Annotated in this window: 28 protein-coding genes, 1 pseudogene and 1 riboswitch; of the genes and pseudogenes, 22 read left to right on the top strand and 7 right to left on the bottom strand. The window is 38.2% G+C overall.

Annotated elements, in window-relative coordinates:
• The first annotated feature begins 23 nt into the window (after positions 1-23).
• From mreC to tsf, 5 genes are all read left to right on the top strand, one after another.
• Positions 24-842: a rod shape-determining protein MreC gene (gene mreC / locus CJ239_RS10010; protein WP_102211451.1), complete on the top strand. Its 819-nt coding sequence runs from the start codon at positions 24-26 to the stop codon at positions 840-842.
• A complete protein-coding gene (gene mreD / locus CJ239_RS10015) occupies positions 842-1336 on the top strand; it encodes a rod shape-determining protein MreD (RefSeq protein WP_102211452.1) in 495 nt (164 codons plus the stop codon). The genes mreC and mreD overlap by 1 nt, the downstream gene beginning before the upstream one ends.
• A gap of 93 nt (positions 1337-1429) precedes the next feature.
• Complete coding sequence (pcsB, locus tag CJ239_RS10020; RefSeq protein WP_102211453.1) at positions 1430-2614, top strand: peptidoglycan hydrolase PcsB; 1185 nt, start codon at positions 1430-1432, stop codon at positions 2612-2614.
• 228 nt (positions 2615-2842) lie between these two features.
• On the top strand, positions 2843-3622 hold the full coding sequence (rpsB, locus tag CJ239_RS10025; protein WP_060806019.1) for a 30S ribosomal protein S2: 780 nt from the start codon (positions 2843-2845) through the stop codon (positions 3620-3622).
• Positions 3623-3699: 77 nt separating this feature from the next.
• Positions 3700-4740 carry a translation elongation factor Ts gene (tsf, locus tag CJ239_RS10030; RefSeq protein ID WP_102211454.1) on the top strand — a complete coding sequence of 347 codons (1041 nt, stop codon included), beginning with the start codon at positions 3700-3702 and terminating at the stop codon, positions 4738-4740.
• 391 nt (positions 4741-5131) lie between these two features.
• Here tsf and cysK read toward each other — a convergent pair whose 3' ends face one another.
• The 3 genes and pseudogenes from cysK to CJ239_RS10040 form a co-directional block, all read right to left on the bottom strand.
• Complete coding sequence (cysK, locus tag CJ239_RS10035) at positions 5132-6058, bottom strand: cysteine synthase A (RefSeq protein ID WP_045612477.1); 927 nt, start codon at positions 6056-6058, stop codon at positions 5132-5134.
• 96 nt (positions 6059-6154) lie between these two features.
• Positions 6155-6250: pseudogene (locus CJ239_RS12295) on the bottom strand (PH domain-containing protein); the annotation flags it as partial.
• Positions 6251-6342: 92 nt separating this feature from the next.
• Positions 6343-6978, bottom strand: a complete 636-nt coding sequence (locus tag CJ239_RS10040) for a YigZ family protein (RefSeq protein WP_102211455.1) — start codon at positions 6976-6978, stop codon at positions 6343-6345.
• Between the two features lie 56 nt (positions 6979-7034).
• Here CJ239_RS10040 and CJ239_RS10045 point away from each other — a divergent pair, with 56 nt between their 5' ends.
• The 12 genes from CJ239_RS10045 (at position 7035) to CJ239_RS10100 (ending at position 18193) form a co-directional block, all read left to right on the top strand.
• The gene (locus tag CJ239_RS10045; RefSeq protein ID WP_102211456.1) at positions 7035-8333 is read left to right on the top strand and encodes a DEAD/DEAH box helicase; all 1299 of its coding nucleotides are present in this window, start codon (positions 7035-7037) and stop codon (positions 8331-8333) included.
• Positions 8330-8992 carry a ComF family protein gene (locus CJ239_RS10050; protein WP_102211457.1) on the top strand — a complete coding sequence of 221 codons (663 nt, stop codon included), beginning with the start codon at positions 8330-8332 and terminating at the stop codon, positions 8990-8992. Before CJ239_RS10045 ends, CJ239_RS10050 begins: the two co-directional genes overlap by 4 nt.
• Before the next feature lie 79 nt (positions 8993-9071).
• A complete protein-coding gene (hpf, locus tag CJ239_RS10055) occupies positions 9072-9620 on the top strand; it encodes a ribosome hibernation-promoting factor, HPF/YfiA family (RefSeq protein WP_000599100.1) in 549 nt (182 codons plus the stop codon).
• A gap of 135 nt (positions 9621-9755) precedes the next feature.
• Positions 9756-11729, top strand: coding sequence for a DHH family phosphoesterase (locus tag CJ239_RS10060; RefSeq protein WP_102211458.1), 1974 nt, complete (start codon positions 9756-9758; stop codon positions 11727-11729).
• Positions 11726-12178, top strand: coding sequence for a 50S ribosomal protein L9 (rplI, locus tag CJ239_RS10065; protein WP_000864214.1), 453 nt, complete (start codon positions 11726-11728; stop codon positions 12176-12178). Before CJ239_RS10060 ends, rplI begins: the two co-directional genes overlap by 4 nt.
• Positions 12179-12221: 43 nt before the next feature.
• The gene (gene dnaB, locus CJ239_RS10070; RefSeq protein ID WP_102211459.1) at positions 12222-13580 is read left to right on the top strand and encodes a replicative DNA helicase; all 1359 of its coding nucleotides are present in this window, start codon (positions 12222-12224) and stop codon (positions 13578-13580) included.
• Positions 13577-13843 carry a Veg family protein gene (locus CJ239_RS10075; protein WP_000128619.1) on the top strand — a complete coding sequence of 89 codons (267 nt, stop codon included), beginning with the start codon at positions 13577-13579 and terminating at the stop codon, positions 13841-13843. The genes dnaB and CJ239_RS10075 overlap by 4 nt, the downstream gene beginning before the upstream one ends.
• Positions 13844-14036: 193 nt before the next feature.
• Entirely contained in the window at positions 14037-15155 is a 1119-nt protein-coding gene (cbpD, locus tag CJ239_RS10080) for a choline binding-anchored murein hydrolase CbpD (protein ID WP_102211460.1), read from the top strand.
• A gap of 82 nt (positions 15156-15237) precedes the next feature.
• A riboswitch (TPP riboswitch) is annotated at positions 15238-15340 on the top strand.
• 68 nt (positions 15341-15408) lie between these two features.
• Complete coding sequence (locus CJ239_RS10085; RefSeq protein ID WP_102211461.1) at positions 15409-15699, top strand: thiamine-binding protein; 291 nt, start codon at positions 15409-15411, stop codon at positions 15697-15699.
• The gene (locus CJ239_RS10090) at positions 15662-16420 is read left to right on the top strand and encodes an ABC transporter permease (protein ID WP_180958269.1); all 759 of its coding nucleotides are present in this window, start codon (positions 15662-15664) and stop codon (positions 16418-16420) included. Before CJ239_RS10085 ends, CJ239_RS10090 begins: the two co-directional genes overlap by 38 nt.
• Before the next feature lie 37 nt (positions 16421-16457).
• Positions 16458-17465 (top strand): ABC transporter substrate-binding protein, encoded by a 1008-nt coding sequence (locus CJ239_RS10095; RefSeq protein ID WP_102211479.1) that lies wholly within the window; start codon positions 16458-16460, stop codon positions 17463-17465.
• Entirely contained in the window at positions 17465-18193 is a 729-nt protein-coding gene (locus tag CJ239_RS10100) for an ABC transporter ATP-binding protein (protein ID WP_033684539.1), read from the top strand. The genes CJ239_RS10095 and CJ239_RS10100 overlap by 1 nt, the downstream gene beginning before the upstream one ends.
• A 156-nt stretch (positions 18194-18349) precedes the next feature.
• Here the strand turns inward: CJ239_RS10100 and CJ239_RS10105 are convergent, their stop codons facing one another.
• The 4 genes from CJ239_RS10105 to CJ239_RS12300 form a co-directional block, all read right to left on the bottom strand.
• Complete coding sequence (locus CJ239_RS10105; protein WP_102211463.1) at positions 18350-19516, bottom strand: site-specific integrase; 1167 nt, start codon at positions 19514-19516, stop codon at positions 18350-18352.
• Positions 19517-19874: 358 nt separating this feature from the next.
• Positions 19875-20846, bottom strand: a complete 972-nt coding sequence (locus CJ239_RS10115; protein WP_102211465.1) for an Abi family protein — start codon at positions 20844-20846, stop codon at positions 19875-19877.
• A 187-nt stretch (positions 20847-21033) separates the two neighbouring features.
• Positions 21034-21303: a DUF4177 domain-containing protein gene (locus CJ239_RS10120; protein ID WP_102211466.1), complete on the bottom strand. Its 270-nt coding sequence runs from the start codon at positions 21301-21303 to the stop codon at positions 21034-21036.
• 15 nt (positions 21304-21318) lie between these two features.
• Positions 21319-21969: a helix-turn-helix transcriptional regulator gene (locus tag CJ239_RS12300; protein WP_257994536.1), complete on the bottom strand. Its 651-nt coding sequence runs from the start codon at positions 21967-21969 to the stop codon at positions 21319-21321.
• Between the two features lie 142 nt (positions 21970-22111).
• Between CJ239_RS12300 and CJ239_RS10130 the strand changes: the two genes are divergently transcribed.
• The 5 genes from CJ239_RS10130 (at position 22112) to CJ239_RS10155 (ending at position 23912) form a co-directional block, all read left to right on the top strand.
• Positions 22112-22297 (top strand): hypothetical protein, encoded by a 186-nt coding sequence (locus CJ239_RS10130; RefSeq protein WP_070526404.1) that lies wholly within the window; start codon positions 22112-22114, stop codon positions 22295-22297.
• A 14-nt stretch (positions 22298-22311) separates the two neighbouring features.
• Positions 22312-22914 (top strand): Rha family transcriptional regulator, encoded by a 603-nt coding sequence (locus CJ239_RS10135; RefSeq protein ID WP_102211467.1) that lies wholly within the window; start codon positions 22312-22314, stop codon positions 22912-22914.
• Between the two features lie 11 nt (positions 22915-22925).
• A complete protein-coding gene (locus tag CJ239_RS10140) occupies positions 22926-23186 on the top strand; it encodes a hypothetical protein (RefSeq protein ID WP_102211468.1) in 261 nt (86 codons plus the stop codon).
• Between the two features lie 314 nt (positions 23187-23500).
• Positions 23501-23710, top strand: coding sequence for a hypothetical protein (locus CJ239_RS10150; RefSeq protein WP_102211470.1), 210 nt, complete (start codon positions 23501-23503; stop codon positions 23708-23710).
• A complete protein-coding gene (locus tag CJ239_RS10155) occupies positions 23703-23912 on the top strand; it encodes a hypothetical protein (protein WP_102211471.1) in 210 nt (69 codons plus the stop codon). The genes CJ239_RS10150 and CJ239_RS10155 overlap by 8 nt, the downstream gene beginning before the upstream one ends.
• Position 23913 lies beyond the last annotated feature (1 nt).

Consider the following 23913-nt stretch of genomic DNA (forward strand, 5'->3'; position numbering starts at 1 on the left):
GTTTTTGATATAAAGGTAGGGATATGAACCGTTTTAAAAAATCAAAATATGTCATTATTATTTTTGTCACCGTTCTGCTTGTGTCAGCTCTCTTAGCGACGACTTATTCGAGCACAATTGTGACAAAATTAGGAGATGGAATCTCATTGGTTGATAGGGTTGTACAAAAACCTTTTCAGTGGTTTGATTCTGTCAAATCAGATTTGGCTCATTTGACACGAACATATAATGAAAATGAAAGTTTGAAGAAACAGATTTACCAATTAGAAGTTAAATCAAATGAGGCGGAAAGTTTAAAGACAGAAAATGAACAACTGCGCCAATTGCTTGATATGAAGTCTAAATTGCAAGCTACAAAGACTTTAGCAGCAGATGTTATTATGCGTTCTCCAGTATCTTGGAAGCAGGAATTGACCCTGTATGCAGGCAAATCAAAAGGGGTTTCTGAAAATATGTTAGCCATTGCAAATGGTGGTTTGATTGGGAGTGTTTCAAAAGTGGAGGACAACTCTACTATGGTCAACCTTCTGACAAATACGGAAAATGCTGATAAGATTTCTGTTAAAATTCAACATGGTTCTGCTACAATTTATGGGATTATTGTTGGCTATGACAAGGAAAATGAGGTTCTTAAAATTAGCCAATTAAATAGTAATAGCGATATTAGTGCAGGCGATAAGGTGACAACGGGTGGATTAGGAAACTTTAATGTTGCTGATATTCCTGTTGGTAAAGTGGTTGCCACAACGCATAGTACGGACTATTTGACACGAGAAGTGACTGTTAAATTGAGTGCAGATACTCATAATGTAGATGTGATAGAATTAGTGGGGAATTCATAATGAGACAGTTGAAGCGGGTTGGAGTGTTTTTATTGCTTCCTTTCTTTGTTCTAATTGACGCCCATATTAGCCAGCTTCTGGGCTCATTTTTCCCCCATGTACAGTTGACTAGTCATTTTCTGTTCTTATTTCTCTTATTTGAGACGATTGAAGTATCAGAATATCTCTATTTAGCTTATTGTTTTGTAGTTGGTTTAGTTTATGATATTTACTTTTTCCACTTGATTGGAATTGCGACTCTGTTGTTCGTCTTGTTGGGGGTATTTCTCCATAAATTTAATAGTGTTATTTTATTGAATCGTTGGACGAGAATGTTGGCAATTATTGTCATGACTTTTCTATTTGAGATGGGGGCATATATACTTGCAATAGTGGTAGGTTTAACTGTGGATAGTATGTCTTTGTTCATAGTCTACAGTTTAGTACCATCAATGATTTTAAATCTTATATGGATGATTGTTTTTCAGTTTATTTTTGAAAAATTTTATCTATGAGAAAGAAATACAAATGTAATAAAGGCGTAATATTTATTATGTCTTTTTTTGGTATACTAGTATTGTCTTAAATAGAAGGAGTATCTACGGAATATGAAGAAAAAAATCTTAGCGTCACTTTTACTAAGTACAGTAATGGTTTCTCAAGTTGCTGTTTTAACAACTGCGCATGCAGAAACTACTGATGACAAAATTGCTGCTCAAGATAATAAAATTAGTAATTTAACAGCACAACAACAAGAAGCTCAAAAACAAGTTAATCAAATTCAGGAGCAAGTATCTTCTATTCAAACAGAGCAATCAAACTTGCAATCTGAAAATGATAGACTACAAGCAGAATCTAAAAAGCTTGAGGGTGAAATTACAGAACTTTCTAAGAATATTGTATCTCGTAATGATTCGTTGCAAAAACAAGCTCGTAGTGCTCAAACAAATGGAGCTGCAACAAGTTACATAAATACAATTGTAAACTCAAAATCGATTACAGAAGCTATTTCACGTGTTGCTGCAATGAGCGAAATCGTATCTGCAAACAATAAGATGTTGGAACAACAAAAAGCAGATAAAAAAGCTATTTCTGAAAAACAAGTAGCAAATAATGATGCAATTAATACAGTTATTGCAAATCAACAAAAATTAGCTGATGATGCTCAAACATTAACTACAAAACAAGCAGAATTGAAAGCTGCAGAATTGAATCTTGCTGCTGAAAAGGCTACAGCAGAGGATGAAAAAGCAAGTTTACTTGAGAAAAAAGCTGCAGCGGAAGCAGAAGCTAAAGCTGCAGCGGAAGCAGAAGCTGCTTATAAAGCTAAACAAGCAAGTCAAGAACAAACAGTTGTTGCTTCTGGGAATACAACTTTTACAGCAGAAGTTCAAGCAGTCTCTGAATCATATTCAAGCTATACTCCTGCACTAGTGAAACATCATCCAACATATAGCACAAATGCGTCAAGTTATCCAACTGGTGAGTGTACATGGGGAGCTAAGACATTGGCACCTTGGGCTGGAGACTACTGGGGTAATGGAGCACAGTGGGCCACAAGTGCAGCTGCAGCAGGATTCCGTACAGGATCTACACCTCAAGTTGGTGCGATTGCATGTTGGAATGATGGTGGCTATGGACACGTAGCCGTGGTTACAGCGGTTTCATCATCAACAAGTATCCAAGTTTCTGAATCAAACTATGGTGGAAACCGTACAATCGGAAATAAACGTGGATGGTTCAATCCTACTACAACTTCAGAAGGTTTTGTAACATATATTTATCCAAACTAATAAATGAAACGAAGAGGCTCTATTCGAGTCTCTTTTATGATGATTTATATAGTGAACTTACTTTAAAAATCTATTAAAATAGCTTGAAAATATTGAAAAAGTATGGTAAAATGAAACTTGTCGTGTGAACGATAATACTCATTCTTGATGAATTGTGAAACAGTTGCCCCTGGGTCGTTTTGCGAGTTGAAGTCAAGAAGAGGAAAAAAACAAAAAGGAGAAATACTCATGGCAGTAATTTCAATGAAACAACTTCTTGAGGCTGGTGTACACTTTGGTCACCAAACTCGTCGCTGGAACCCTAAGATGGCTAAGTACATCTTCACTGAGCGTAACGGAATTCACGTTATCGACTTGCAACAAACTGTAAAATACGCTGACCAAGCTTACGATTTCATGCGTGATGCAGCAGCTAACGATGCAGTTGTATTGTTCGTTGGTACTAAGAAACAAGCAGCTGATGCAGTTGCTGAAGAAGCAGTACGTTCAGGTCAATACTTCATCAACCACCGTTGGTTGGGTGGAACTCTTACAAACTGGGGAACAATCCAAAAACGTATCGCTCGTTTGAAAGAAATCAAACGTATGGAAGAAGATGGAACTTTCGAAGTTCTTCCTAAGAAAGAAGTTGCACTTCTTAACAAACAACGTGCACGTCTTGAAAAATTCTTGGGTGGTATCGAAGATATGCCTCGTATCCCAGATGTGATGTACGTAGTTGACCCACATAAAGAGCAAATCGCTGTTAAAGAAGCTAAAAAATTGGGAATTCCAGTTGTAGCGATGGTTGACACAAATACTGATCCAGATGATATCGATGTAATCATCCCAGCTAACGATGACGCTATCCGCGCTGTTAAATTGATTACAGCTAAATTGGCTGACGCTATCATCGAAGGACGTCAAGGTGAAGATGCAGCAGCAGTTGAAGCAGAGTTTGTAGCTTCAGAAGCTCAAGCAGATTCAATCGAAGAAATCGTTGAAGTTGTAGAAGGCGACAACGCTTAATTTATATAAATAGTATTACCTAGGAGGGCGGGGCTTAGCCCGGCTCTCCTATTTTTAAAAAATATAGGAGAATCAAAATGGCAGAAATTACAGCTAAACTTGTAAAAGAGTTGCGTGAAAAATCTGGTGCCGGTGTTATGGACGCTAAAAAAGCGCTTGTAGAAACAGACGGTGACATCGAAAAAGCGATTGAATTGCTTCGTGAAAAAGGTATGGCTAAGGCAGCTAAGAAAGCTGACCGTGTTGCTGCAGAAGGTTTGACTGGTGTTTATGTTAACGGTAATGTTGCAGCAGTTATTGAAGTAAATGCGGAAACTGACTTCGTTGCGAAAAACGCTCAATTCGTTGAATTGGTAAATACTACAGCTAAAGTTATTGCTGAAGGAAAGCCTGCTAACAATGAGGAAGCCCTTGCTTTGACAATGCCTTCAGGTGAAACTCTTGAAGCTGCATACGTATCTGCAACAGCAACTATCGGAGAAAAAATCTCATTCCGTCGCTTTGCTTTGATTGAAAAAACAGATGCACAACACTTTGGAGCTTACCAACACAACGGTGGACGTATCGGTGTTATTTCAGTTGTTGAAGGTGGAGACGAAGCTCTTGCTAAACAATTGTCAATGCACATCGCAGCGATGAAACCAACAGTTCTTTCTTACAAAGAATTGGATGAGCAATTCGTTAAAGATGAGTTGGCACAATTGAACCACGTTATCGACCAAGACAACGAAAGCCGTGCAATGGTTGGTAAACCAGCACTTCCACACTTGAAGTATGGATCAAAAGCTCAATTGACTGATGAAGTGATTGCTCAAGCTGAAGCTGACATCAAAGCTGAGTTGGCTGCAGAAGGCAAACCAGAAAAAATCTGGGACAAAATCATCCCAGGTAAAATGGACCGCTTCATGCTTGACAACACTAAAGTTGACCAAGCTTACACACTTCTTGCACAAGTCTACATCATGGATGACAGCAAGACAGTTGAAGCATACCTTGAATCAGTTAACGCTTCAGTAGTTGAATTTGCTCGCTTTGAAGTTGGTGAAGGTATCGAGAAAGCTGCAAACGACTTCGAAGCTGAAGTTGCAGCTACAATGGCAGCAGCCTTGAATAACTAATCATAGAAGAGTCTGGGACAAAATAGTTCTCAGCCATAAAAAAGCTAGAGATTTCCAATTGCGGAACTCCAGCTTTTTAATTTTGAGTCGTTCTCTTATTGTATTTTAGGAGGTTGTTGGCTATAAGTACCAATCCTATGTCAATTCTCACTTGACGCTTACATCTCATACTCTTCGAAAATCAAATTCAAACCACGTCAGCTTCGCCTTGCTGTACTCAAGTACAGTCTGCAGCTCGCTTCCTAGTTTGCTCTTTGATTTTGATTGAGTATCAGATTACATCTTTTGTAACCCAAACAAGCCTTTATCTGCCCAAAGCCTTTTCTATGCAGTCGATTTTTCAAGGTATAAATAAAAAGCCCTATAATAAGGGCTAAATGTATTTAGGAGACTACACTTCAAATTCATAGAGTGCTGTAGACAAATAACGTTCGCCGTTATCTGGTGCTAGAGCAAGGACTTTCTTACCTGTACCTAATTTTTTGGCAACCTCGATGGCTCCGTAGATAGCTGCAGCTGAAGAAATCCCTACAAGGAAACCTTCCTTTCCACCAATTTCACGGCCGAGTGCTAGAGCATCGTCTGACGTTACACGAACGATACCATCATAAGCCTTTGTATCCAGTGTATCAGGAATAAATCCAGCTGAGATACCTTGAATTTTGTGTGGTCCAGGTTTTTCACCAGATAGAATAGCAGATTCATCAGCTTCTACTGCATAAACTTGAATGTTAGAATTTGCTGTTTTGAGTGCATGAGAAACACCAGAAATTGTTCCACCAGTACCAACTCCAGCAACAAAGGCGTCTAATCCATCTTTACCGAAAGCAGCTAGTATTTCAGCTCCTGTTGTTCTTTCGTGTACTTCTGGATTAGCTGGATTGTCAAATTGAAGAGGAAGGAAACCATCGCGTTCAGCAGCGATTTCTTGGGCTTTTGCGATAGCACCTTTCATTCCTTCGCTACCAGGAGTGAGGACGAGTTCAGCACCATAGGCTTGGATAATCTTACGTCGTTCCACACTCATAGTTTCAGGCATAACGATGACAACTTTATACCCTTTAGCAGCACCTACCCATGAAAGTCCAATACCAGTGTTTCCACTTGTTGCTTCAACAATAGTAGCACCCGGTTTTAGAATACCGTCTTGTTCAGCTTTTTCAATCATGCTAAGAGCAATACGGTCTTTTACAGATGAACCAGGGTTAAATGCTTCAAGCTTTACATAGACATCCGCGGCACCTTCTGGCACGATGTTGTTTAGTTTAACAATCGGAGTTTGACCGATTAATTCAGTAATGTTGTTATAAATAGACATATGAATACCTCTTTGTATAAGATATCTCTAGTATAACGCTATCTATACCATTTGTAAAATATAGAAATCCTATCGGAGCGATAGGATTTTTTTATATCATAGGTCTAAGCTATTAATTTTTAAGTGATTGTGATAAGCTAATTCTAGTAAATAGGTGTAAAGGATAACGCTATCCGTTCTCTTTTTGAATTGCTTCATTTTCTAGTAGGTCTTGGCAAGCACTTTTTATGTTACTAATTAAAGTAGCGGTAAAAATGTCAGTCAAACACTGTATTATCTATTATTTACACTAAGTTTACAGGAACTTCAACTTCTCGTAAACCTTGATCAGTTAAAGTAACTTTTCCATTAAAAAACTCCACAAGTGCAGCTTTAATAGTTTCTTTTTCTTCCTTATCAACATAAATCACCGTATCGACTTGATCTGTAAAGTTTGTATCCAGCTCCATGAGATTATGTTCTTTAAGGAAATTACTGTACTCTTGATACTGAGCGTAAGACATTTGAATAGCAATGCCAGCCTGTTCCTTTATTTCAATGATGCCAATTTCTTTGACAGCTAAGGCCACACTGCCTGCGTATGCACGAATCAGTCCTCCAGCGCCTAGCTTAATGCCACCAAAGTAGCGTGTCACGACTACACAGACATTAGTGAGATTGTGATTTTCTAGTACCCCAAGCATGGGAACGCCAGCAGTACCACTGGGCTCACCATCATCACTTGTACGTTTAATCTCACTACGTTCTCCAATAATAAAAGCAGAGCAGTTATGCGTAGCTTTGTAGTGTTCTTTTTTGATGGCAGTAATGAAGTCACGAGCCTCTTCTTCGCTATAAACACGCTTGGCATGACAGATAAAGCGGGATTTTTTGATTTCTTCTTGGACTTGTCCGTCCTCTTTAATTGTTCTAAATTCCATGATTTAATTGTACTAAAAAATCATCTAAAGTGCTAGATTTTTACGAATAAAGAAGTATGAAAGTAAATCCAAATTATCTCGGTCGTTTGTTTACGGAGAATGAATTAACAGAAGAGGAACGTCAGTTGGCGGAGAAACTTCCAGCAATGAGAAAGGAGAAGGGGAAACTTGTCTGTCAACGTTGTAATAGTATTATTCTAAAGGAATGGTATTTGCCCATCGGTGCTTACTATTGTCGAGAGTGCTTGCTGATGAAGAGAGTTAGGAGTGATCAAGCTTTATACTATTTTCCGCAGGAGGATTTTCCGAAGCAAGATGTTCTTAAATGGCGTGGTCAATTAACTCCTTTTCAAGAGAAGGTGTCAGAGGGACTGATTCAAGCAGTAGATAAGCAAGAACCAACCTTGGTTCATGCGGTAACAGGAGCAGGAAAGACAGAAATGATTTATCAAGTTGTAGCTAAGGTGATCAATGCGGGAGGTGCAGTATGTTTAGCCAGTCCTCGCATAGATGTTTGTTTGGAGCTATACAAGCGCCTGCAAGATGATTTTGCTTGTAAGATATCCCTGCTACACGGAGAATCAGAACCGTACTTCCGAACACCATTAGTTGTTGCGACAACTCATCAGTTATTGAAATTTTATCAAGCTTTTGATTTGCTGATAGTGGATGAAGTAGATGCCTTTCCTTATGTTGACAATCCTACGCTTTACCATGCTGTCAAGAATAGTGTAAAGGAGAATGGGTTGAGAATCTTTTTAACGGCGACTTCGACAGATGAGTTAGATAAGAAGGTTCGCATAGGAGAATTAAAACGATTGAGCTTGCCTAGACGATTTCATGGGAATCCTTTGATTATTCCTAAACCAGTTTGGTTATCGGATTTTAATCGCTATTTGGATAAGAATCGTTTGTCACCAAAGTTAAAGTCTTATATTGAGAAACAGAGAAAGACAGCTTATCCGTTACTCATTTTTGCATCAGAAATTAAGAAAGGGGAGCAGCTAAAAGAAATCTTACAGGAGCAATTTCCAAATGAGAAAATCGGATTTGTGTCTTCTGTAACAGAAAATCGATTAGAGCAAGTGCAAGCTTTTCGAGATGGAGAACTGACAATACTTATCAGTACGACAATCTTGGAACGAGGAGTTACCTTCCCTTGTGTGGATGTTTTTGTAGTAGAGGCCAACCATCGTCTGTTTACCAAGTCTAGTTTGATTCAGATTGGTGGACGAGTTGGACGAAGCATGGATAGACCGACAGGAGATTTGATTTTCTTTCATGACGGGTTAAATGCTTCAATCAAGAAGGCAATTAAGGAAATTCAGCAGATGAACAAGGAGGCAGGCTTATGAAGTGTTTGTTATGTGGGCAGACTATGAAGACTGTTTTAACTTTTAGTAGTCTCTTGCTTTTGAGGAATGATGACTCTTGTCTTTGTTCAGACTGTGATTCTACTTTTGAGAGAATTGGAGAAGAGCACTGTCCAAACTGTATGAAAATAGGACTGTCAACAAAGTGTCAAGATTGTCAATTTTGGTGTAAAGAAGGAGTTAAGGTCTACCATAGAGCGATTTTCACTTACAATCAAGCTATGAAAGATTTTTTCAGTCGATATAAGTTTGATGGGGACTTCCTTTTAAGAAAAGTTTTTTCTTCATTTTTAAGTGAGGAGTTGAAAAAGTACAAAGAGTATCAATTTGTAGTCATTCCATTAAGTAAGGAGAGATATGCTGACAGAGGATTTAATCAGGTTGAAGGTTTAGTTGAAGCAGCAGGTTTCAAGTATCTGGATTTATTAGATAAAAGAGAAGAGAGTGCTAGTTCTTCTAAAAGTCGTTCAGAACGCTTGGCAACAGAACTTCCTTTCTTTATTAAAAGTGGAGTTACTATTCCTAAAAAAATACTACTTATAGATGATATTTACACTACGGGAACAACTATAAATCGTGTGAAGAAACTGCTGGAAGAGGCAGGTGCAGAGGATGTAAAAACATTTTCCCTTGTAAGATGAGGAAAAAATTTGCAAAAACAAAATGAAAGCGTTATAATGAAATCAGAAAAACAAAAATGTTTAGAAAGAAGGTACTCATATGATTAAATATAGTATCCGTGGTGAAAACCTAGAAGTAACAGAAGCAATTCGTGATTATGTAGTTTCTAAACTCGAAAAGATCGAAAAGTATTTTCAAGCTGAGCAAGAGTTGGATGCTCGAGTTAACTTGAAGGTGTATCGTGAAAAAACTGCTAAAGTGGAAGTGACGATTCCGCTTGGCTCTATTACTCTTCGTGCAGAAGATGTGTCTCAAGATATGTATGGTTCAATTGACCTTGTAACCGATAAAATTGAACGTCAGATTCGTAAAAATAAAACAAAAATCGAGCGTAAAAATAAAAACAAGGTAGCAACTAGTCAATTATTTACAGATGCTTTGGTGGAAGATCCAAATGTTGTCCAGTCTAGAGTTGTTCGTTCAAAACAAATTGATTTAAAACCAATGGATTTGGAAGAAGCTATTCTACAGATGGATTTATTGGGACATGATTTCTTTATTTATGTGGATGTTGAAGATCAAACAACTAATGTGATTTATCGTCGTGAAGATGGCGAAATTGGTCTGTTAGAAGTTAAAGAATCTTAATTTTAATATATGTAAAGGTGGGTTTACTGAGTTGTAAACCTCCTTTTTCTTACAATGGATAGAATTGTTGATTACACTTTTAAAAAGTCGCTTTTTGGTGGTTATTATGGTATAATGGGTGCCAAGAGGTTTGGAATGAAAAAATTTTATGTAAGTCCTATTTTCCCCTTAATATTAGGAATAGTGGCGTTCGGAGTGCTATCTGTGCAACTTGTTTTTGTAACGAATACACTGGTAACGCTATTTCTTTTGCTACTTATTTTGGGTTCATATATTTTATTGTTCATCCATCAGAGAGACTACTACTCAAGGAGTGAAGTAGAACAAATCCAGTATGTAAATCACCAAGCTGAAGAAAGTTTGACAACCTTGTTAGAACAGATGCCTGTTGGAGTTATTAAGTTAGACTTGTCGTCAGGTGAAATTGAATGGTTTAATCCTTATGCTGAATTGATCTTGACTAATGAAGTGGGCGAAATTGATGTGGCATTAATTCAAACAATTATCAAGGCATCGGTAGGAAATCCAGGTTCTTATGCCACCTTGGGTGAGACCCGTTATTCGGTTCATATGGATAAGGTATCAGGAGTTCTTTACTTCTTTGATGTGTCTGGAGAATACGAAGCGACTGTTGAGTTAGTAACGAGTCGACCTGTGATTGGTGTAGTTTCTGTTGACAACTACGATGATTTAGAAGATGAAACATCAGAGTCTGATATCAGTCATATCAATAGTTTTGTAGCCAATTTTGTTTCAGAATTTGCTGGGAAGCATGCCATGTTCTCCCGTCGAGTGAGTATGGACCGTTTTTATCTATTTACGGACTATACGGTACTTGAGGAATTGATGAGTGATAAATTTTCTGTTATCGACGCTTTCAGAGAAGAGTCGAAACAGAGACAGCTGCCTTTGACCTTAAGTATGGGGTTTTCTTATGGTGATGGAAATCATGATGAAATAGGGAAAGTTGCATTGCTCAACTTGAACTTGGCTGAAGTGCGTGGTGGCGACCAGGTGGTTGTCAAGGAGAATGAGGAAACGAAAAATCCAGTTTATTTTGGTGGTGGATCTGCTGCCTCAATCAAACGTACACGGACTCGTACGCGTGCTATGATGACGGCTATTTCAGATAAGATTCGGAGTGTAGATCAGGTTTTTGTAGTTGGCCACAAAAATCTAGATATGGATGCTTTGGGTTCTGCTGTAGGTATGCAGTTATTTGCCGGCAATGTGACTGAAAATAGCTATGCTCTTTATGATGAGGAACAAATGTCGCCGGATATTGAACGAGCTGTTTCATTCTTAGAAAAAGAAGGAGTTACGAAGTTGTTGTCTGTTAAGGATGCAATGGGGATGGTGACCAACCGTTCTTTGTTGATTCTTGTAGACCATTCAAAGACAGCTTTAACTTTATCAAAAGATTTTTATGATTTGTTTACACAGACCATCGTTATTGACCACCACAGACGGGATCAGGATTTTCCAGATAATGCAGTTATCACTTATATCGAAAGTGGTGCAAGTAGTGCTAGTGAGTTGGTAACGGAATTGCTACAGTTCCAAAATTCTAAGAAAAATCGTTTGAGTCGTATGCAAGCAAGCGTCTTGATGGCTGGTATGATGTTGGATACTAAAAATTTCACCTCACGAGTTACCAGTCGGACATTTGATGTTGCTAGCTATCTCAGAACGCGCGGAAGCGATAGTATTGCTATCCAGGAAATTGCTGCGACAGATTTTGAAGAATATCGTGAGGTCAATGAACTGATTTTACAAGGGCGTAAATTAGGTTCAGATGTATTGATAGCAGAGGCTCAGGAATCGAAATGTTATGATACAGTTGTTATTAGTAAGGCAGCAGATGCCATGTTAGCTATGTCAGGTATTGAAGCGAGTTTTGTTCTTGCGAAGAATACACAAGGATTTATCTCTATCTCAGCTCGGAGTCGTAGTAAACTGAATGTACAACGGATTATGGAAGAGTTAGGCGGTGGAGGCCACTTTAATTTAGCTGCAGCTCAAATTAAAGATTTAACCTTGTCAGAAGCAGGTGAAAAACTGACAGAAATTGTATTAAATGAAATAAAGGAAAAGGAGAAAGAAGAATGAAAGTAATCTTTTTAGCAGATGTTAAAGGGAAAGGTAAAAAAGGCGAAATTAAGGAAGTACCAACAGGGTATGCGCAAAACTTTCTTATCAAAAAGAATCTAGCCAAAGAAGCGACTGCTCAAGCGGTAGGTGAACTACGTGGTAAACAAAAATCTGAAGAAAAAGCTCACGCTGAGATGATTGCAGAAGCAAAAGCAATTAAAGCCCAACTTGAAGCAGAAGAAACTGTTGTAGAATTTGTTGAAAAAGTTGGTCCAGATGGCCGTACTTTTGGTTCTATTACCAATAAGAAAATCGCAGAAGAATTGCAAAAGCAATTTGGAATTAAGATTGATAAACGTCATATCCAAGTACAAGCTCCGATTCGAGCAGTTGGTTTGATTGATGTACCAGTGAAAATCTATCAAGATATCACAAGTGTAATCAATCTTCGTGTGAAAGAAGGATAAATTTACACCTTCTTGACAAGATTGTAAAAGGAAGGGAAGTCTGATGGCAGAAGTAGAAGAGTTACGAGTACAACCTCAAGATATCTTAGCTGAGCAATCTGTTTTAGGAGCTATCTTTATTGATGAGAGTAAGCTTGTTTTTGTGCGAGAATACATTGAGTCTCGAGACTTTTTTAAGTATGCCCATCGTTTGATTTTCCAAGCCATGGTTGATTTATCGGATCGTGGCGATGCTATAGATGCAACAACGGTTCGTACTATTCTTGATAATCAAGGTGACTTACAGAATATTGGTGGCTTGTCTTACCTGGTTGAGATTGTCAATTCTGTGCCAACTTCTGCTAATGCGGAGTATTATGCTAAGATTGTTGCTGAAAAAGCCATGCTACGGCGATTAATCGCCAAGTTGACAGAGTCTGTCAATCAAGCTTACGAGGCTTCACAACCAGTTGATGAAATTATTGCTCAGGCCGAAAAAGGGCTGATTGATGTCAGTGAAAATGCCAATCGAAGCGGGTTTAAGAATATTCGAGATGTGTTGAACGTCAACTTTGGAAATCTGGAAGCTCGCTCGCAACAAACGACCGATATTACAGGGATTGCGACAGGTTATCGTGATTTGGATCATATGACAACTGGTCTGCACGAGGAGGAGTTGATTATTCTAGCAGCTCGTCCGGCAGTTGGTAAGACAGCCTTTGCCTTGAATATTGCTCAGAATATTGGGACCAAGTTGGATAAAACGGTTGCTATCTTTTCGCTCGAAATGGGTGCGGAAAGTCTAGTGGACCGTATGCTTGCGGCAGAAGGGTTGGTAGAGTCTCATTCTATCCGTACGGGTCAACTGACCGATGAGGAATGGCAAAAATATACCATTGCCCAAGGGAATCTAGCGAATGCAAGTATCTATATCGATGATACACCAGGGATTCGAATCACGGAAATTCGTTCGCGTTCACGCAAACTGGCTCAAGAAACGGGTAATCTAGGTTTGATTTTGATAGACTACTTGCAGCTTATCACGGGAACTGGTCGAGAAAATCGTCAACAAGAGGTTTCAGAAATTTCACGTCAGTTGAAAATTTTAGCTAAGGAACTGAAAGTTCCAGTAATCGCTCTAAGTCAGCTTTCTCGTGGTGTAGAACAACGTCAGGACAAGAGGCCAGTCTTGTCTGATATTCGTGAATCTGGGTCTATTGAGCAGGACGCTGATATCGTAGCCTTTCTTTATCGCGACGACTACTATGAGCGTGGTGGTGAAGAAGAGGAAGGCATACCAAATAATAAGGTAGAAGTTATTATCGAGAAAAACCGTAGTGGAGCTCGTGGAACGGTGGAATTAATTTTCCAAAAAGAATACAATAAATTTTCAAGTATATCAAAAAGGGAGGAAATAAGATGACAGATGCATTTACAGATGTAGCTAAGATGAAAAAAATTAAAGAGGAAATCAAGGCGCATGAGGGTCATGTAATCGAAATGACCTTGGAAAATGGGCGTAAGCGCCAAAAAAATAGATTGGGTAAGCTAATTGAAGTTTATCCATCCCTATTTATCGTGGAATTTGGGAACGTTGAAGGAGATAAACAAGCTAATGTTTATGTTGAGTCCTTTACTTACTCAGACATTCTTACAGAAAAGAATTTGATTCATTATCTTGATTAAAGTGAGAAATTTTCTCACTTTTTCTTTTTTCTCCGAATAATTTAAGTGAAGGCAATCTTCGATTTATACTCTTCGAAAATCAAATTCAAACCACGTCAGCTTCGCCTTGCCATACTCAAGTATAGCCTGCGTCTAGCTTCCTAGTTTGATCTTTAATTTTCATTGAGTACTATATTATTTTCAAGGAGGAAGAATGAAAATTTCACCATTTACAGTAACAGAGACAGGGTTTTCTTTTAGAAAATCAGTTAAAAAGGTTGTTCCTTTTTTAGTAGTAGGATTGATGCTAGCAGCGGGTGATAGTGTCTATGCCTATTCTGGAGGGAATGGATCGATTGCGCGTGGGGATGATTATCCTGCTCATTATAAAAATGGGAGTCAGGAGATTGACAAGTGGCGGATGTATTCTCGTCAGTGTACTTCTTTTGCAGCCTTTCGTTTGAGTAATGTCAATGGTTTTGAGATTCCGGCTGCTTATGGAAATGCGAATGAATGGGGCTATCGTGCTCGTCGTGAAGGCTATCGCGTAGATAATAGACCAGCAATTGGTTCTATTGCTTGGTCTACTGCAGGAACTTATGGTCATGTTGCCTGGGTATCAAATGTAATAGGAGATGAGATTGAAATTGAAGAATACAACTATGGAATAAGAGAATCTTATAACAAGCGCGTCGTGAAGGCCAATACTATGACTGGTTTTATTCATTTTAAAGATTTGGCTGGTGGCAGTGTTGGAAATAGTCAATCCTCAACTTCAACAGGGGGAACACATTATTTTAAGGCTAAGGCTGCTATCAAAAATCAGCCTCTAGCTAGCGCAACTGCGATTGATTACTATTATCCTGGGGAGAATGTTCATTATGATCAAATTCTCGAAAAAGATGGATACAAGTGGTTGAGTTATACGGCTTATAACGGAAGTCGTCGCTATATTCAGCTAGAGGGAGTGGCTTCGTCACAGAATTATCAGAATCAATCAGGAAATAGCTCTAACTATGGATCCAATAACAGTTCAACTGTTGGTTGGAAGAAAATAAATGGTAGTTGGTATCATTTCAAATCAAATGGCTCTAAATCAACGGGTTGGCTGAAAGACGGTTCTAGCTGGTATTATTTGAAATCATCTGGTGAAATGCAGACAGGATGGTTAAAGGAAAATGGAGTGTGGTATTATCTAGATAGTTCAGGGGCAATGAAAACAGGCTGGTATCAAGTTTCTGGTAAGTGGTATTATTCTTACTCATCAGGCGCCTTAGCTGTTAATACGACGGTGGATGGTTACAGAGTAAATAGTAATGGAGAACGAGTATAGAAAATGGGAGTAGGAAATTTTTCCTGCTCTTTTCTGTAAGCAGTTTCCTTGACTTTTTTTTTGTTTTGCGCTATCATATGTCCATATAATATATGGGAGTCTGTGTACAGTCTGAGAGGAAGTGTTAAGCTTCGACCGCACCTGATCTGGGTAATGCCAGCGTAGGGAACGATACTTAGTCTATTCTACACCTTTTCCATATATGGTAAAGGTTTTTCTTTTTGTCAAAGGAAAACGAGAAGAGGAGGTTGTTATGAAAGCAAGCATTGCCTTGCAAGTTTTACCCCTATCACAGGGGATTGATCGGATAGCTGTTATCGATCAGGTTATTGCTTATCTGCAAGCTCAAGAAGTGACCATGGTAGTGACACCATTTGAAACGGTCTTGGAAGGGGAGTTTGATGAGCTTATGCGCATTCTCAAAGAAGCGCTGGAAGTGGCAGGGAATGAGGCAGATAATGTCTTTGCCAATGTAAAAATAAATGTAGGAGAGATTTTAAGTATTGATGAGAAACTTGAAAAGTATACTGAGACGACACATTAGTCTATTGGGCTTTCTCGGAGTCTTGTCAATCTGGCAGTTAGCAGGTTTTCTTAAACTGCTCCCCAAGTTTATCCTGCCGACACCTCTTGAAATTCTCCAGGCCTTTGTTCGTGACAGAGAATTTCTCTGGCACCATAGCTGGGCGACCTTGAGAGTGGCTTTACTGGGGCTGGTTTTGGGAGTCTTGATTGCCTGTCTCATGGCTGTGCTTATGGACAGTTTGACTTGGCTCAATGACCTGATTTACCCTATGATGGTGGTCGTTCAGACTATTCCGACCATTGCAATAGCTCCTATTCTGGTCTTGTGGCTCGGTTATGGGATTTTGCCCAAGATTGTCTTGATTATCTTGACGACAACCTTTCCTATCATTGTCAGTATTTTAGACGGTTTTAGGCATTGTGACAAGGATATGCTGACCTTATTTAGTCTAATGCGGGCTAAATCTTGGCAAATTCTGTGGCATTTTAAAATCCCAGTTAGCCTGCCTTACTTTTATGCAGGTTTGAGGGTCAGTGTCTCCTACGCCTTTATCACAACAGTGGTATCTGAGTGGTTGGGAGGCTTTGAGGGATTAGGTGTCTACATGATTCAGTCCAAGAAACTGTTTCAGTATGATACCATGTTTGCTATTATTATTCTGGTATCGATTATCAGCCTTTTGGGTATGAAATTTGTCGATATTAGTGAAAAATATGTTATTAAATGGAAACGTTCGTAGAAGTAGAATGTTTCAAAAAAGAAAAGAGGAAATCAAAATGAAAAAAACATGGAAAGTGTTTTTAACGCTTGTAACAGCTCTTGTAGCTGTTGTGCTTGTGGCCTGTGGTCAAGGAACTGCTTCCAAGGACAATAAAGAAGCAGAACTCAAGAAGATTGACTTTATCCTAGACTGGACTCCAAATACTAACCACACTGGGCTTTATGTTGCCAAGGAAAAAGGTTATTTCAAAGAAGCTGGAGTGGATGTTGATTTGAAATTGCCACCAGAAGAAAGTTCTTCTGACTTAGTCATTAATGGTAAGGCACCATTTGCAGTGTATTTCCAAGACTACATGGCTAAGAAGTTAGAAAAAGGTGCAGGAATTACTGCCGTTGCAGCTATCGTTGAGCACAATACATCAGGAATTATTTCTCGTAAATCTGACAATGTAAGCAGTCCGAAGGACTTGGTTGGTAAGAAATACGGAACTTGGAATGACCCAACTGAGCTTGCAATGTTGAAAACCTTGGTAGAATCACAAGGTGGGGACTTTGAGAAGGTTGAAAAAGTACCAAATAACGACTCAAACTCTATCACACCGATTGCCAATGGCGTCTTTGACACTGCTTGGATTTACTACGGTTGGGATGGTATCCTTGCTAAATCTCAAGGCGTAGAAGCTAACTTTATGTACTTGAAAGACTACGTCAAGGAGTTTGACTACTACTCACCAGTTATTATCGCAAACAACGACTATCTGAAAGACAATAAAGAAGAAGCTCGTAAAGTCATCCAAGCTATCAAAAAAGGTTACCAATATGCTATGGAGCATCCAGAGGAAGCAGCAGATATCCTCATTAAGAATGCACCTGAACTTCAGGAAAAACGTGACTTTGTCATTGAATCTCAAAAATACTTGTCAAAAGAATACGCAAGCGACAAGGAAAAATGGGGTCAATTTGATGCAGCTCGCTGGAATGCCTTCTACAAATGGGATAAAGAAAATGGTATCCTCAAAGAAGATTTGACAGACAAAGGCTTCACCAACGAATTTGTGAAATAATGACAGAAATAAGACTAGAACACGTCAGTTATGCCTATGGTCAGGAGAGGATTTTAGAGGACATCAATCTGAAAGTCACTTCAGGTGAAGTAGTTTCTATTCTGGGCCCAAGTGGTGTTGGAAAAACCACTCTCTTTAATCTAATCGCTGGGATTTTAGAAGTCCAGTCAGGGCGAATTGTTCTGGATGGTGAAGAAAATCCTAAGGGGCGCGTGAGTTATATGTTGCAAAAGGATCTACTCTTGGAGCACAAGACTGTGCTAGGCAATATTATTCTGCCCCTCTTGATTCAAAAAGTGGATAAGGCGGAAGCTATTGCCCGAGCGGATGAAATCCTTGCGACCTTCCAGTTGACAGCTGTACGGGACAAATATCCTCACGAACTCAGTGGAGGGATGCGTCAGCGTGTGGCCTTGCTCAGGACCTACCTTTTCGGTCACAAGCTCTTTCTCTTGGATGAGGCCTTTAGCGCCTTGGATGAGATGACCAAGATGGAACTCCATGCTTGGTACCTTGAGATTCACAGGCAGTTGCAACTAACGACCCTGATCATCACGCATAGTATCGAAGAGGCCCTTAATCTCAGCGACCGCATCTATATTCTGAAAAACCGCCCTGGGCAGATTGTTTCAGAAATTAAACTAGATTGGTCTGGAGATGAGGACAAGGAAGTCCAAAAGATTGCCTATAAACGTCAAATCTTGGCAGAATTAGGCTTAGATAAGTAGAAAAATAGGGAGTTGGTGAAGATTATCCTTTACCAGCGCCCTTTTTCTTTTAAAAATGAGAAAATTTCGGTATAATAGTCAATTATACCGAAATCATTCTATAATCGTTGATACATAAGGATTTTATGTATCGCTTTTTTTATTTTGTGGACTTTTTTAAGAACTTTTTATTTTTTCGAGGGCAGTTTCAAAGAATGAGACTGCTCTTTTTTGGTTTTCTTTTGATAAATGGCTGTACGTATCCATAGTTACAGATATTTTTGCATGGCCAAGCCGTGTCTGTATTTCCTTGTATGGCAGGCCAGCATTAAGCAAGATACTAGCGTGAGTGTGTCGGAAAGCATGAAAGCCTAAATCAGTACAGTTGGCGTTTTTTAAGTGCTTATGTAGGCGGTAATCAACCTTTCGAGTATTGACATAGTTGTCAAAGCTATCAGAGAATACTTTCTCATAGGTTAAGCCAATGTTTCTACCGTTTTCTGCTTGTCTTGCTCGGTAGAGACGAAGCATGAGTACTGTTTTATGATCGATATCTAAAACTCTATAGCTTGATTTTGTCTTAGGAGTGTTTACCTGGTTTAAAATGTTGAGTGTTTTGTTAATATCGATTGTTCCGTTCTGCAGATCAATATCAGACCATTCCAGGGCAAGACATTCACGGATGCGCAGTCCAGTAGCTAGGAGCGTTTTATAAAGCACAGTATCATAGAAATTGATAAAGGTATTTTCTAGGTTATCGAGATAGGAGAGGAAGTTTTTAAGTTCCTGATCTTGAAAGTACTTAATTTCTTGTTTATCTCTAGTTATTTTTCTAGGAATGACAACATCACGAGCAGGGTTATTGTCTAATGCCTGAATAGAAACCCCATACTGTAGTATACGTTTATTTAAGGCATGAAGATGATTGTATTCTTTATACCCCGTTCCGTCCTGATTGTACTCATCCGCCCATTTATTTACCTGAGTTTGGATAATAACAGGAGTAAGTTTATCTAGTTTGTAAGTACCAAATGAGGGCAAGAGGTAATTATTTAAGCAGCCTTTTATCTTTATCTGCGTGTTAGTTTTTATGGTATGCTGGTAGGTTTGCCAAAATAAGTCCACAAGTTCGCTATAGGTTGTTATATGTGAGCGTTGTTTCCGTGTCGAGCCGTTTTTCTCAAATTCTACCTTAACCTGGGTGGCCTTGTTTCTGAGTTCTTTCTTTGTTCGTGCTGATATGGTAGTCTTGACCTTCTTACCAGTTACAGAATCGATACCAAGATAGATACTGGAGCGGTAGACTGCTGATCCGTCTTTTTTCGTGTGTTGTGTAATTTTCATGGTTTTAACTCCTTTTCCATCAGCAGGCAAGCAATTAGAAAAGGTTTTGAGTTTATACCATGCGAGGAGCTACGAGAACTCCTCTATTTTCGATTTTAAGAGGACGGACGGTAAAATGTACCAGAATAGAAAACGAGGTGAATATGGGGCTTATATGGGGTTTGAAAAGATAGAAAAAAGTGTACCAACTAAAAAGCTGATACACTTATTTTCTTGTTGTAACCCTGACCTATATAGAGATACAGGTATAGAGCAGTGTAACCCATAGGGTTTCTTTTACGATAAAAAAATAGTATCACTTTTTAGAAATTTTTACAAGTGTTTCTAAAAAAAGTTTGAAACACATTGATATGTCTTGTTATTCCTTTAGTTCTTGCTTTAATTCATCTAAAGGATAGTTCATTTCATTTGCTAATAACTCTAAATCCTCTTTATAATTTTCACAATGTTTTTTTATAGAATATGAGATATAAACATCTAGATTTATTTTAGCCTTTTTATTGTCAAAATAATCTAATATTTTTGATAATGTATAAAGGTCGCTTTGCCCCAAACCTATACGATACTGAGCAGGTGTTATCTCTACTTTATTATGAAAGGTGTTGTTATAGCGTATCTTATAGATAGTTGACTTAAAATTAAATATTCTTCCGCTATGAGCAGCTCTATTTCTGAAACTATTTACAACATAAAGAGTATCTTTAAAAAGGGATCTCAAATTGTCTGTTACATCTGAAATATCAATGCCGTAGCAAATTGAAATAACTTTATCCTTTTGAGGGCCTTTCAGGAGTTTGAAGATATATTTTAGGTTTCCGAAGGTGCTTTCCTTTAATAAAATCCAAGGCGGAATATGGCCGTGGTTAGTTCTATAATGATTTAAAGGCTCTATATTTCTGTTTTCAAGATGAAATAATTTGTTAAGCAGTATAGCTCGTTCATTAGTTGGCTGGCTGTCGCTCCAAATAGTATCTCCTTGTCGAAAATTTTTATAATATAAATACTGACGTTGTTCTACACCGAAGTCCTCAGCAAGTGTATAAGCTATGGCAGTTCTGAGTGATAATTCTATCTCTAGTGAAGCTTGAATAACACCATTTCGAATACTTTTATCGAGTTCATATAGAGCAGTCAAGTGTTCAAAAGTAGCACCTGGCTTATACTGTTCTCTCGTACTACTGTCTTCTAACAAGAACATTTTGTATCCATTTACTACTTCGTAGTAACCGTAGTTCATCAATACTCTTTTTGCTTTGTCTTCATCTAGAAAAAGTAGATTTCTAGATTTTAAGATATCTATTTGTTTTGTTTCATCTGCAAAAGGTTTCATCAATTCCTCTTTCTACAACGCAAAAGGGCCTCACAAAGTGAAGCCCTTTTGGTGTGATGCTAAGCGCATCTATTCATCGATTACGTTAATTATAAGGGCTTTTTTATATCTTGTCAAGTATTTAATTAAAAAAATTTTTAAAATTTCCGATAGAATCCATTCCCATTTTAGAGTTAGAAGTTTGGTTTTAGATAATTTTTTCAAAAACCATTGTGGCCTGGATACGGTCACCACCGCCTAGTCCTTTGCTTCCGCCATTGGCAGTTGTGATGGTATGCAGGCGATAACCTTTTGAAGCTTGTTTATTGATAACATCTTCTAATTCTGTAAGGTTTCCTGATCCAGTGCCGAAAAACTTTTCTTTCAAAGTTACCTGAAGGACAACGTAGTGTAGTCCATTTAGCCCAGATGCAGTAGAAAAACTACCTTCTTGTTTTACAGAGTCAAAAAATCCCATAGGTGTTACTCCTTGTTAGTCATTATCTTTTTCTGATAAAGATTTAGTTTTAGATTGTGGTAATTTGTTAATGAGTTCTAGTATTAAATGTTTACTATCGTTATCTAAAATGAGGTACTTATAAAGTAAGTCTGAAATTTCTGTTTCTTTTAGTTCATCAAAATCTAGTATAGCATCAAATAATCGTATAAAAAAGTCATTTTCACCAATACCTGCTACAAGAGCATCGTAAGCAGTATTTCCGTGAGAATTAGTTCCGTATTTTTGATTTATACGTTGTTTTATAAGTTCAATTTGTTCAATAGTTTTTTTATCAAGTTTATACTGCTCAGTTGATTTACCTAATTTCTTTTCAAGTCTTTCCTTAGTATTTAGACGTTTGATTAAATTATTACGGTATTCTTCAAACTCTGCTCCACTATTAAAGGTCATAACTTCATCGCCATAACCTAGTAAGGAAGAAACACTAACTCCAAAGAAATCAGCTAAAATCTGAGCTTTTTCTGGTTTGATAGTATGTTTATTATTTTCCCAGTTAGATATTACCATTTTGGATATCGGCTTTTCATTTTCTTTTAGTTTTTCATTTATAATTGTGGCTAATTTATCCTGAGTTATTCCTTTCTCAGTTCTTAAAGCTTTTAACCTATTTTTTATTGTCGCCATTTTATCACCTCAGTTAAATTATAACCTCTAAAAAAACTTTTGTAAAGTTTTTATTTATTTTCTCTTGACAAGTAAAGAAAAACGTTATATACTTGATTCAAGTAAAGATAAACTTTACAAAACGAGAAAGGAGGGAACTGCATTGCTTATCACCTCAACACAAGCAAAAGCAATTCGCCGAAAGCAAGCGGACAAGAATTTGACTGCTAAAAAAGCCAGCGAGGAAATTGGTGTGAATCCAATCACTTACAGGAAAATCCGAGACGGAGGCGAAGTAAAGCCCAGCATTTATCAAAAAGCCATGCAGTGGCTTGCTGAAGATTATTAGAAAGGAGCGAACCAATGGAACTGGTTTATATGGACGGCAAGAAAGAGCCGTACACTACGAGTGCAATCATAGCTGAATGTGCTGGAGTAAAACATCACGCAATACAGGAACATATTAGAAAGCAGATTGGACGACTGGAGCAATTTGGAAAGGTGTCATTTAAAATGCGACCTTTACAAAGTGGACAACAGGCAAAAGATTATATTTTGAACGAGCAACAGGCTACTTTGCTGATTACATTCTTAAAGAATACCGAGCAAGTGGCCAACTTCAAAACTAATCTAGTCAAAGCATTCTTTGAAATGCGTGATGAACTTTCTAAACGTTATCTTCAAAGAGAACTGGAAAAGCCAAAGCGCAAGACCTTAACCGAATCTATCAAATCATGGGAGAAAGCACCCAAGCATGCCTATAGCACTCTTACAAACCTACTGCTAAAGGGAGCGACTGGGAAAAACAAAGCCCAACTCATGCAAGAGCGAGAAAGTGAAAACGGTATTGACAGTTTAACAAGCGCGGAACTGACAAACTATCAGCGATTGGAAGATATGGCAATAGCGATGATCAACTTGAATAGGGGGTATTCAGAAATTAAGGAATTAATTTTTAAAGTATAGGAGTATAGAAAATGGAAAATGAGTTTAAGACAGTTACAAATGCCAAGGGGTTAGAAATTCCTAAGTATCCCAAGGATTTTAAAAAGCTAGTTGAGAAAGACAGACAACTAGCCGAATATCTTTGTATGAACTACGAGAACCTGGAGAGTGAAGACCTGGGCGCATTTCTTGAAATGGTGGAGCAGGGATTCAGTTGGATTCTAGATCTTATCGATAGTAAAGACTTGCTTTATAAACCAAAGTCAGGTAGTAATCATGCAAAAAGAAAATAAAAAAATCACTTGCTCAAATTTTGGCCAAGGCGAGCAAGCGACACAATTCAGAGTATAGAAATTTTTTCTATGCTTTGATTATAGCAAAAAATATCTATTCTATCAAATACATAAAGAAAAACCTAAGAGCAGGCAAGCAATTAGAAAAGGTTTTGAAATCAAGCGCTGACAGAGTGATTCTAAGGCCTTGTTTAGCTGAAAGATGGGTAATTACTTACGAAACACCGCTACAAGCGTTCGCCAACTTGGGGCAATCGCCCAGCGTTTGGAGTGGTGTTACTGTATAGGAAAAAGGCAAAAGAAAAGGAAATACTATGACAGTAAATACAAATGATGTTCTAGTAGATTATGAGGGGCTTTGTTGTCAGTTAACTAATACTCTACTAGTCTTAGAAATGGCTAGTATGGAAGACAGTAAACAATCATCAGCTTTACTAAATACAGTAATCCAAGCTATGAACCAACTCATTTCAGAACATACTCAACAGGCTAATGACTATAGAAAGAGGATAAAACATGAATGAACTAGATTTAAGCAATACACAGGCGCTTGTTTTTACCGTGATATTGATTGGCTTTCTCATGTATCTAAACCGCCGAGACCGCAAAAAGAGCGCCAAAAGAGAGCGAGAAAGCACACAGACGATAGAAACGACTAGCGAGGATTTAAGCCCTGATTATGGGCGATATATTCAGCTTGCAGGGGTTAAGCCATGGGGGTACTAAG

The organism is Streptococcus sp. UMB0029, assembly GCF_002871495.1.
Lineage (GTDB): Bacteria > Bacillota > Bacilli > Lactobacillales > Streptococcaceae > Streptococcus.

Bases quoted from the DNA above. Each gene is read 5' to 3' on its own strand.
- mreC (WP_102211451.1), top strand. From the start codon at position 24: ATGAACCGTTTTAAAAAATCAAAATATGTCATTATTATTTTTGTCACC.
- mreD (WP_102211452.1), top strand. From the start codon at position 842: ATGAGACAGTTGAAGCGGGTTGGAGTGTTTTTATTGCTTCCTTTCTTT.
- pcsB (WP_102211453.1), top strand. From the start codon at position 1,430: ATGAAGAAAAAAATCTTAGCGTCACTTTTACTAAGTACAGTAATGGTT.
- rpsB (WP_060806019.1), top strand. From the start codon at position 2,843: ATGGCAGTAATTTCAATGAAACAACTTCTTGAGGCTGGTGTACACTTT.
- tsf (WP_102211454.1), top strand. From the start codon at position 3,700: ATGGCAGAAATTACAGCTAAACTTGTAAAAGAGTTGCGTGAAAAATCT.
- cysK (WP_045612477.1), bottom strand. From the start codon at position 6,058: ATGTCTATTTATAACAACATTACTGAATTAATCGGTCAAACTCCGATT.
- CJ239_RS10040 (WP_102211455.1), bottom strand. From the start codon at position 6,978: ATGGAATTTAGAACAATTAAAGAGGACGGACAAGTCCAAGAAGAAATC.
- CJ239_RS10045 (WP_102211456.1), top strand. From the start codon at position 7,035: ATGAAAGTAAATCCAAATTATCTCGGTCGTTTGTTTACGGAGAATGAA.
- CJ239_RS10050 (WP_102211457.1), top strand. From the start codon at position 8,330: ATGAAGTGTTTGTTATGTGGGCAGACTATGAAGACTGTTTTAACTTTT.
- hpf (WP_000599100.1), top strand. From the start codon at position 9,072: ATGATTAAATATAGTATCCGTGGTGAAAACCTAGAAGTAACAGAAGCA.
- CJ239_RS10060 (WP_102211458.1), top strand. From the start codon at position 9,756: ATGAAAAAATTTTATGTAAGTCCTATTTTCCCCTTAATATTAGGAATA.
- rplI (WP_000864214.1), top strand. From the start codon at position 11,726: ATGAAAGTAATCTTTTTAGCAGATGTTAAAGGGAAAGGTAAAAAAGGC.
- dnaB (WP_102211459.1), top strand. From the start codon at position 12,222: ATGGCAGAAGTAGAAGAGTTACGAGTACAACCTCAAGATATCTTAGCT.
- CJ239_RS10075 (WP_000128619.1), top strand. From the start codon at position 13,577: ATGACAGATGCATTTACAGATGTAGCTAAGATGAAAAAAATTAAAGAG.
- cbpD (WP_102211460.1), top strand. From the start codon at position 14,037: ATGAAAATTTCACCATTTACAGTAACAGAGACAGGGTTTTCTTTTAGA.
- CJ239_RS10085 (WP_102211461.1), top strand. From the start codon at position 15,409: ATGAAAGCAAGCATTGCCTTGCAAGTTTTACCCCTATCACAGGGGATT.
- CJ239_RS10090 (WP_180958269.1), top strand. From the start codon at position 15,662: ATGAGAAACTTGAAAAGTATACTGAGACGACACATTAGTCTATTGGGC.
- CJ239_RS10095 (WP_102211479.1), top strand. From the start codon at position 16,458: ATGAAAAAAACATGGAAAGTGTTTTTAACGCTTGTAACAGCTCTTGTA.
- CJ239_RS10100 (WP_033684539.1), top strand. From the start codon at position 17,465: ATGACAGAAATAAGACTAGAACACGTCAGTTATGCCTATGGTCAGGAG.
- CJ239_RS10105 (WP_102211463.1), bottom strand. From the start codon at position 19,516: ATGAAAATTACACAACACACGAAAAAAGACGGATCAGCAGTCTACCGC.
- CJ239_RS10115 (WP_102211465.1), bottom strand. From the start codon at position 20,846: ATGAAACCTTTTGCAGATGAAACAAAACAAATAGATATCTTAAAATCT.
- CJ239_RS10120 (WP_102211466.1), bottom strand. From the start codon at position 21,303: ATGGGATTTTTTGACTCTGTAAAACAAGAAGGTAGTTTTTCTACTGCA.
- CJ239_RS12300 (WP_257994536.1), bottom strand. From the start codon at position 21,969: ATGGCGACAATAAAAAATAGGTTAAAAGCTTTAAGAACTGAGAAAGGA.
- CJ239_RS10135 (WP_102211467.1), top strand. From the start codon at position 22,312: ATGGAACTGGTTTATATGGACGGCAAGAAAGAGCCGTACACTACGAGT.
- CJ239_RS10140 (WP_102211468.1), top strand. From the start codon at position 22,926: ATGGAAAATGAGTTTAAGACAGTTACAAATGCCAAGGGGTTAGAAATT.
- CJ239_RS10150 (WP_102211470.1), top strand. From the start codon at position 23,501: ATGACAGTAAATACAAATGATGTTCTAGTAGATTATGAGGGGCTTTGT.
- CJ239_RS10155 (WP_102211471.1), top strand. From the start codon at position 23,703: ATGAATGAACTAGATTTAAGCAATACACAGGCGCTTGTTTTTACCGTG.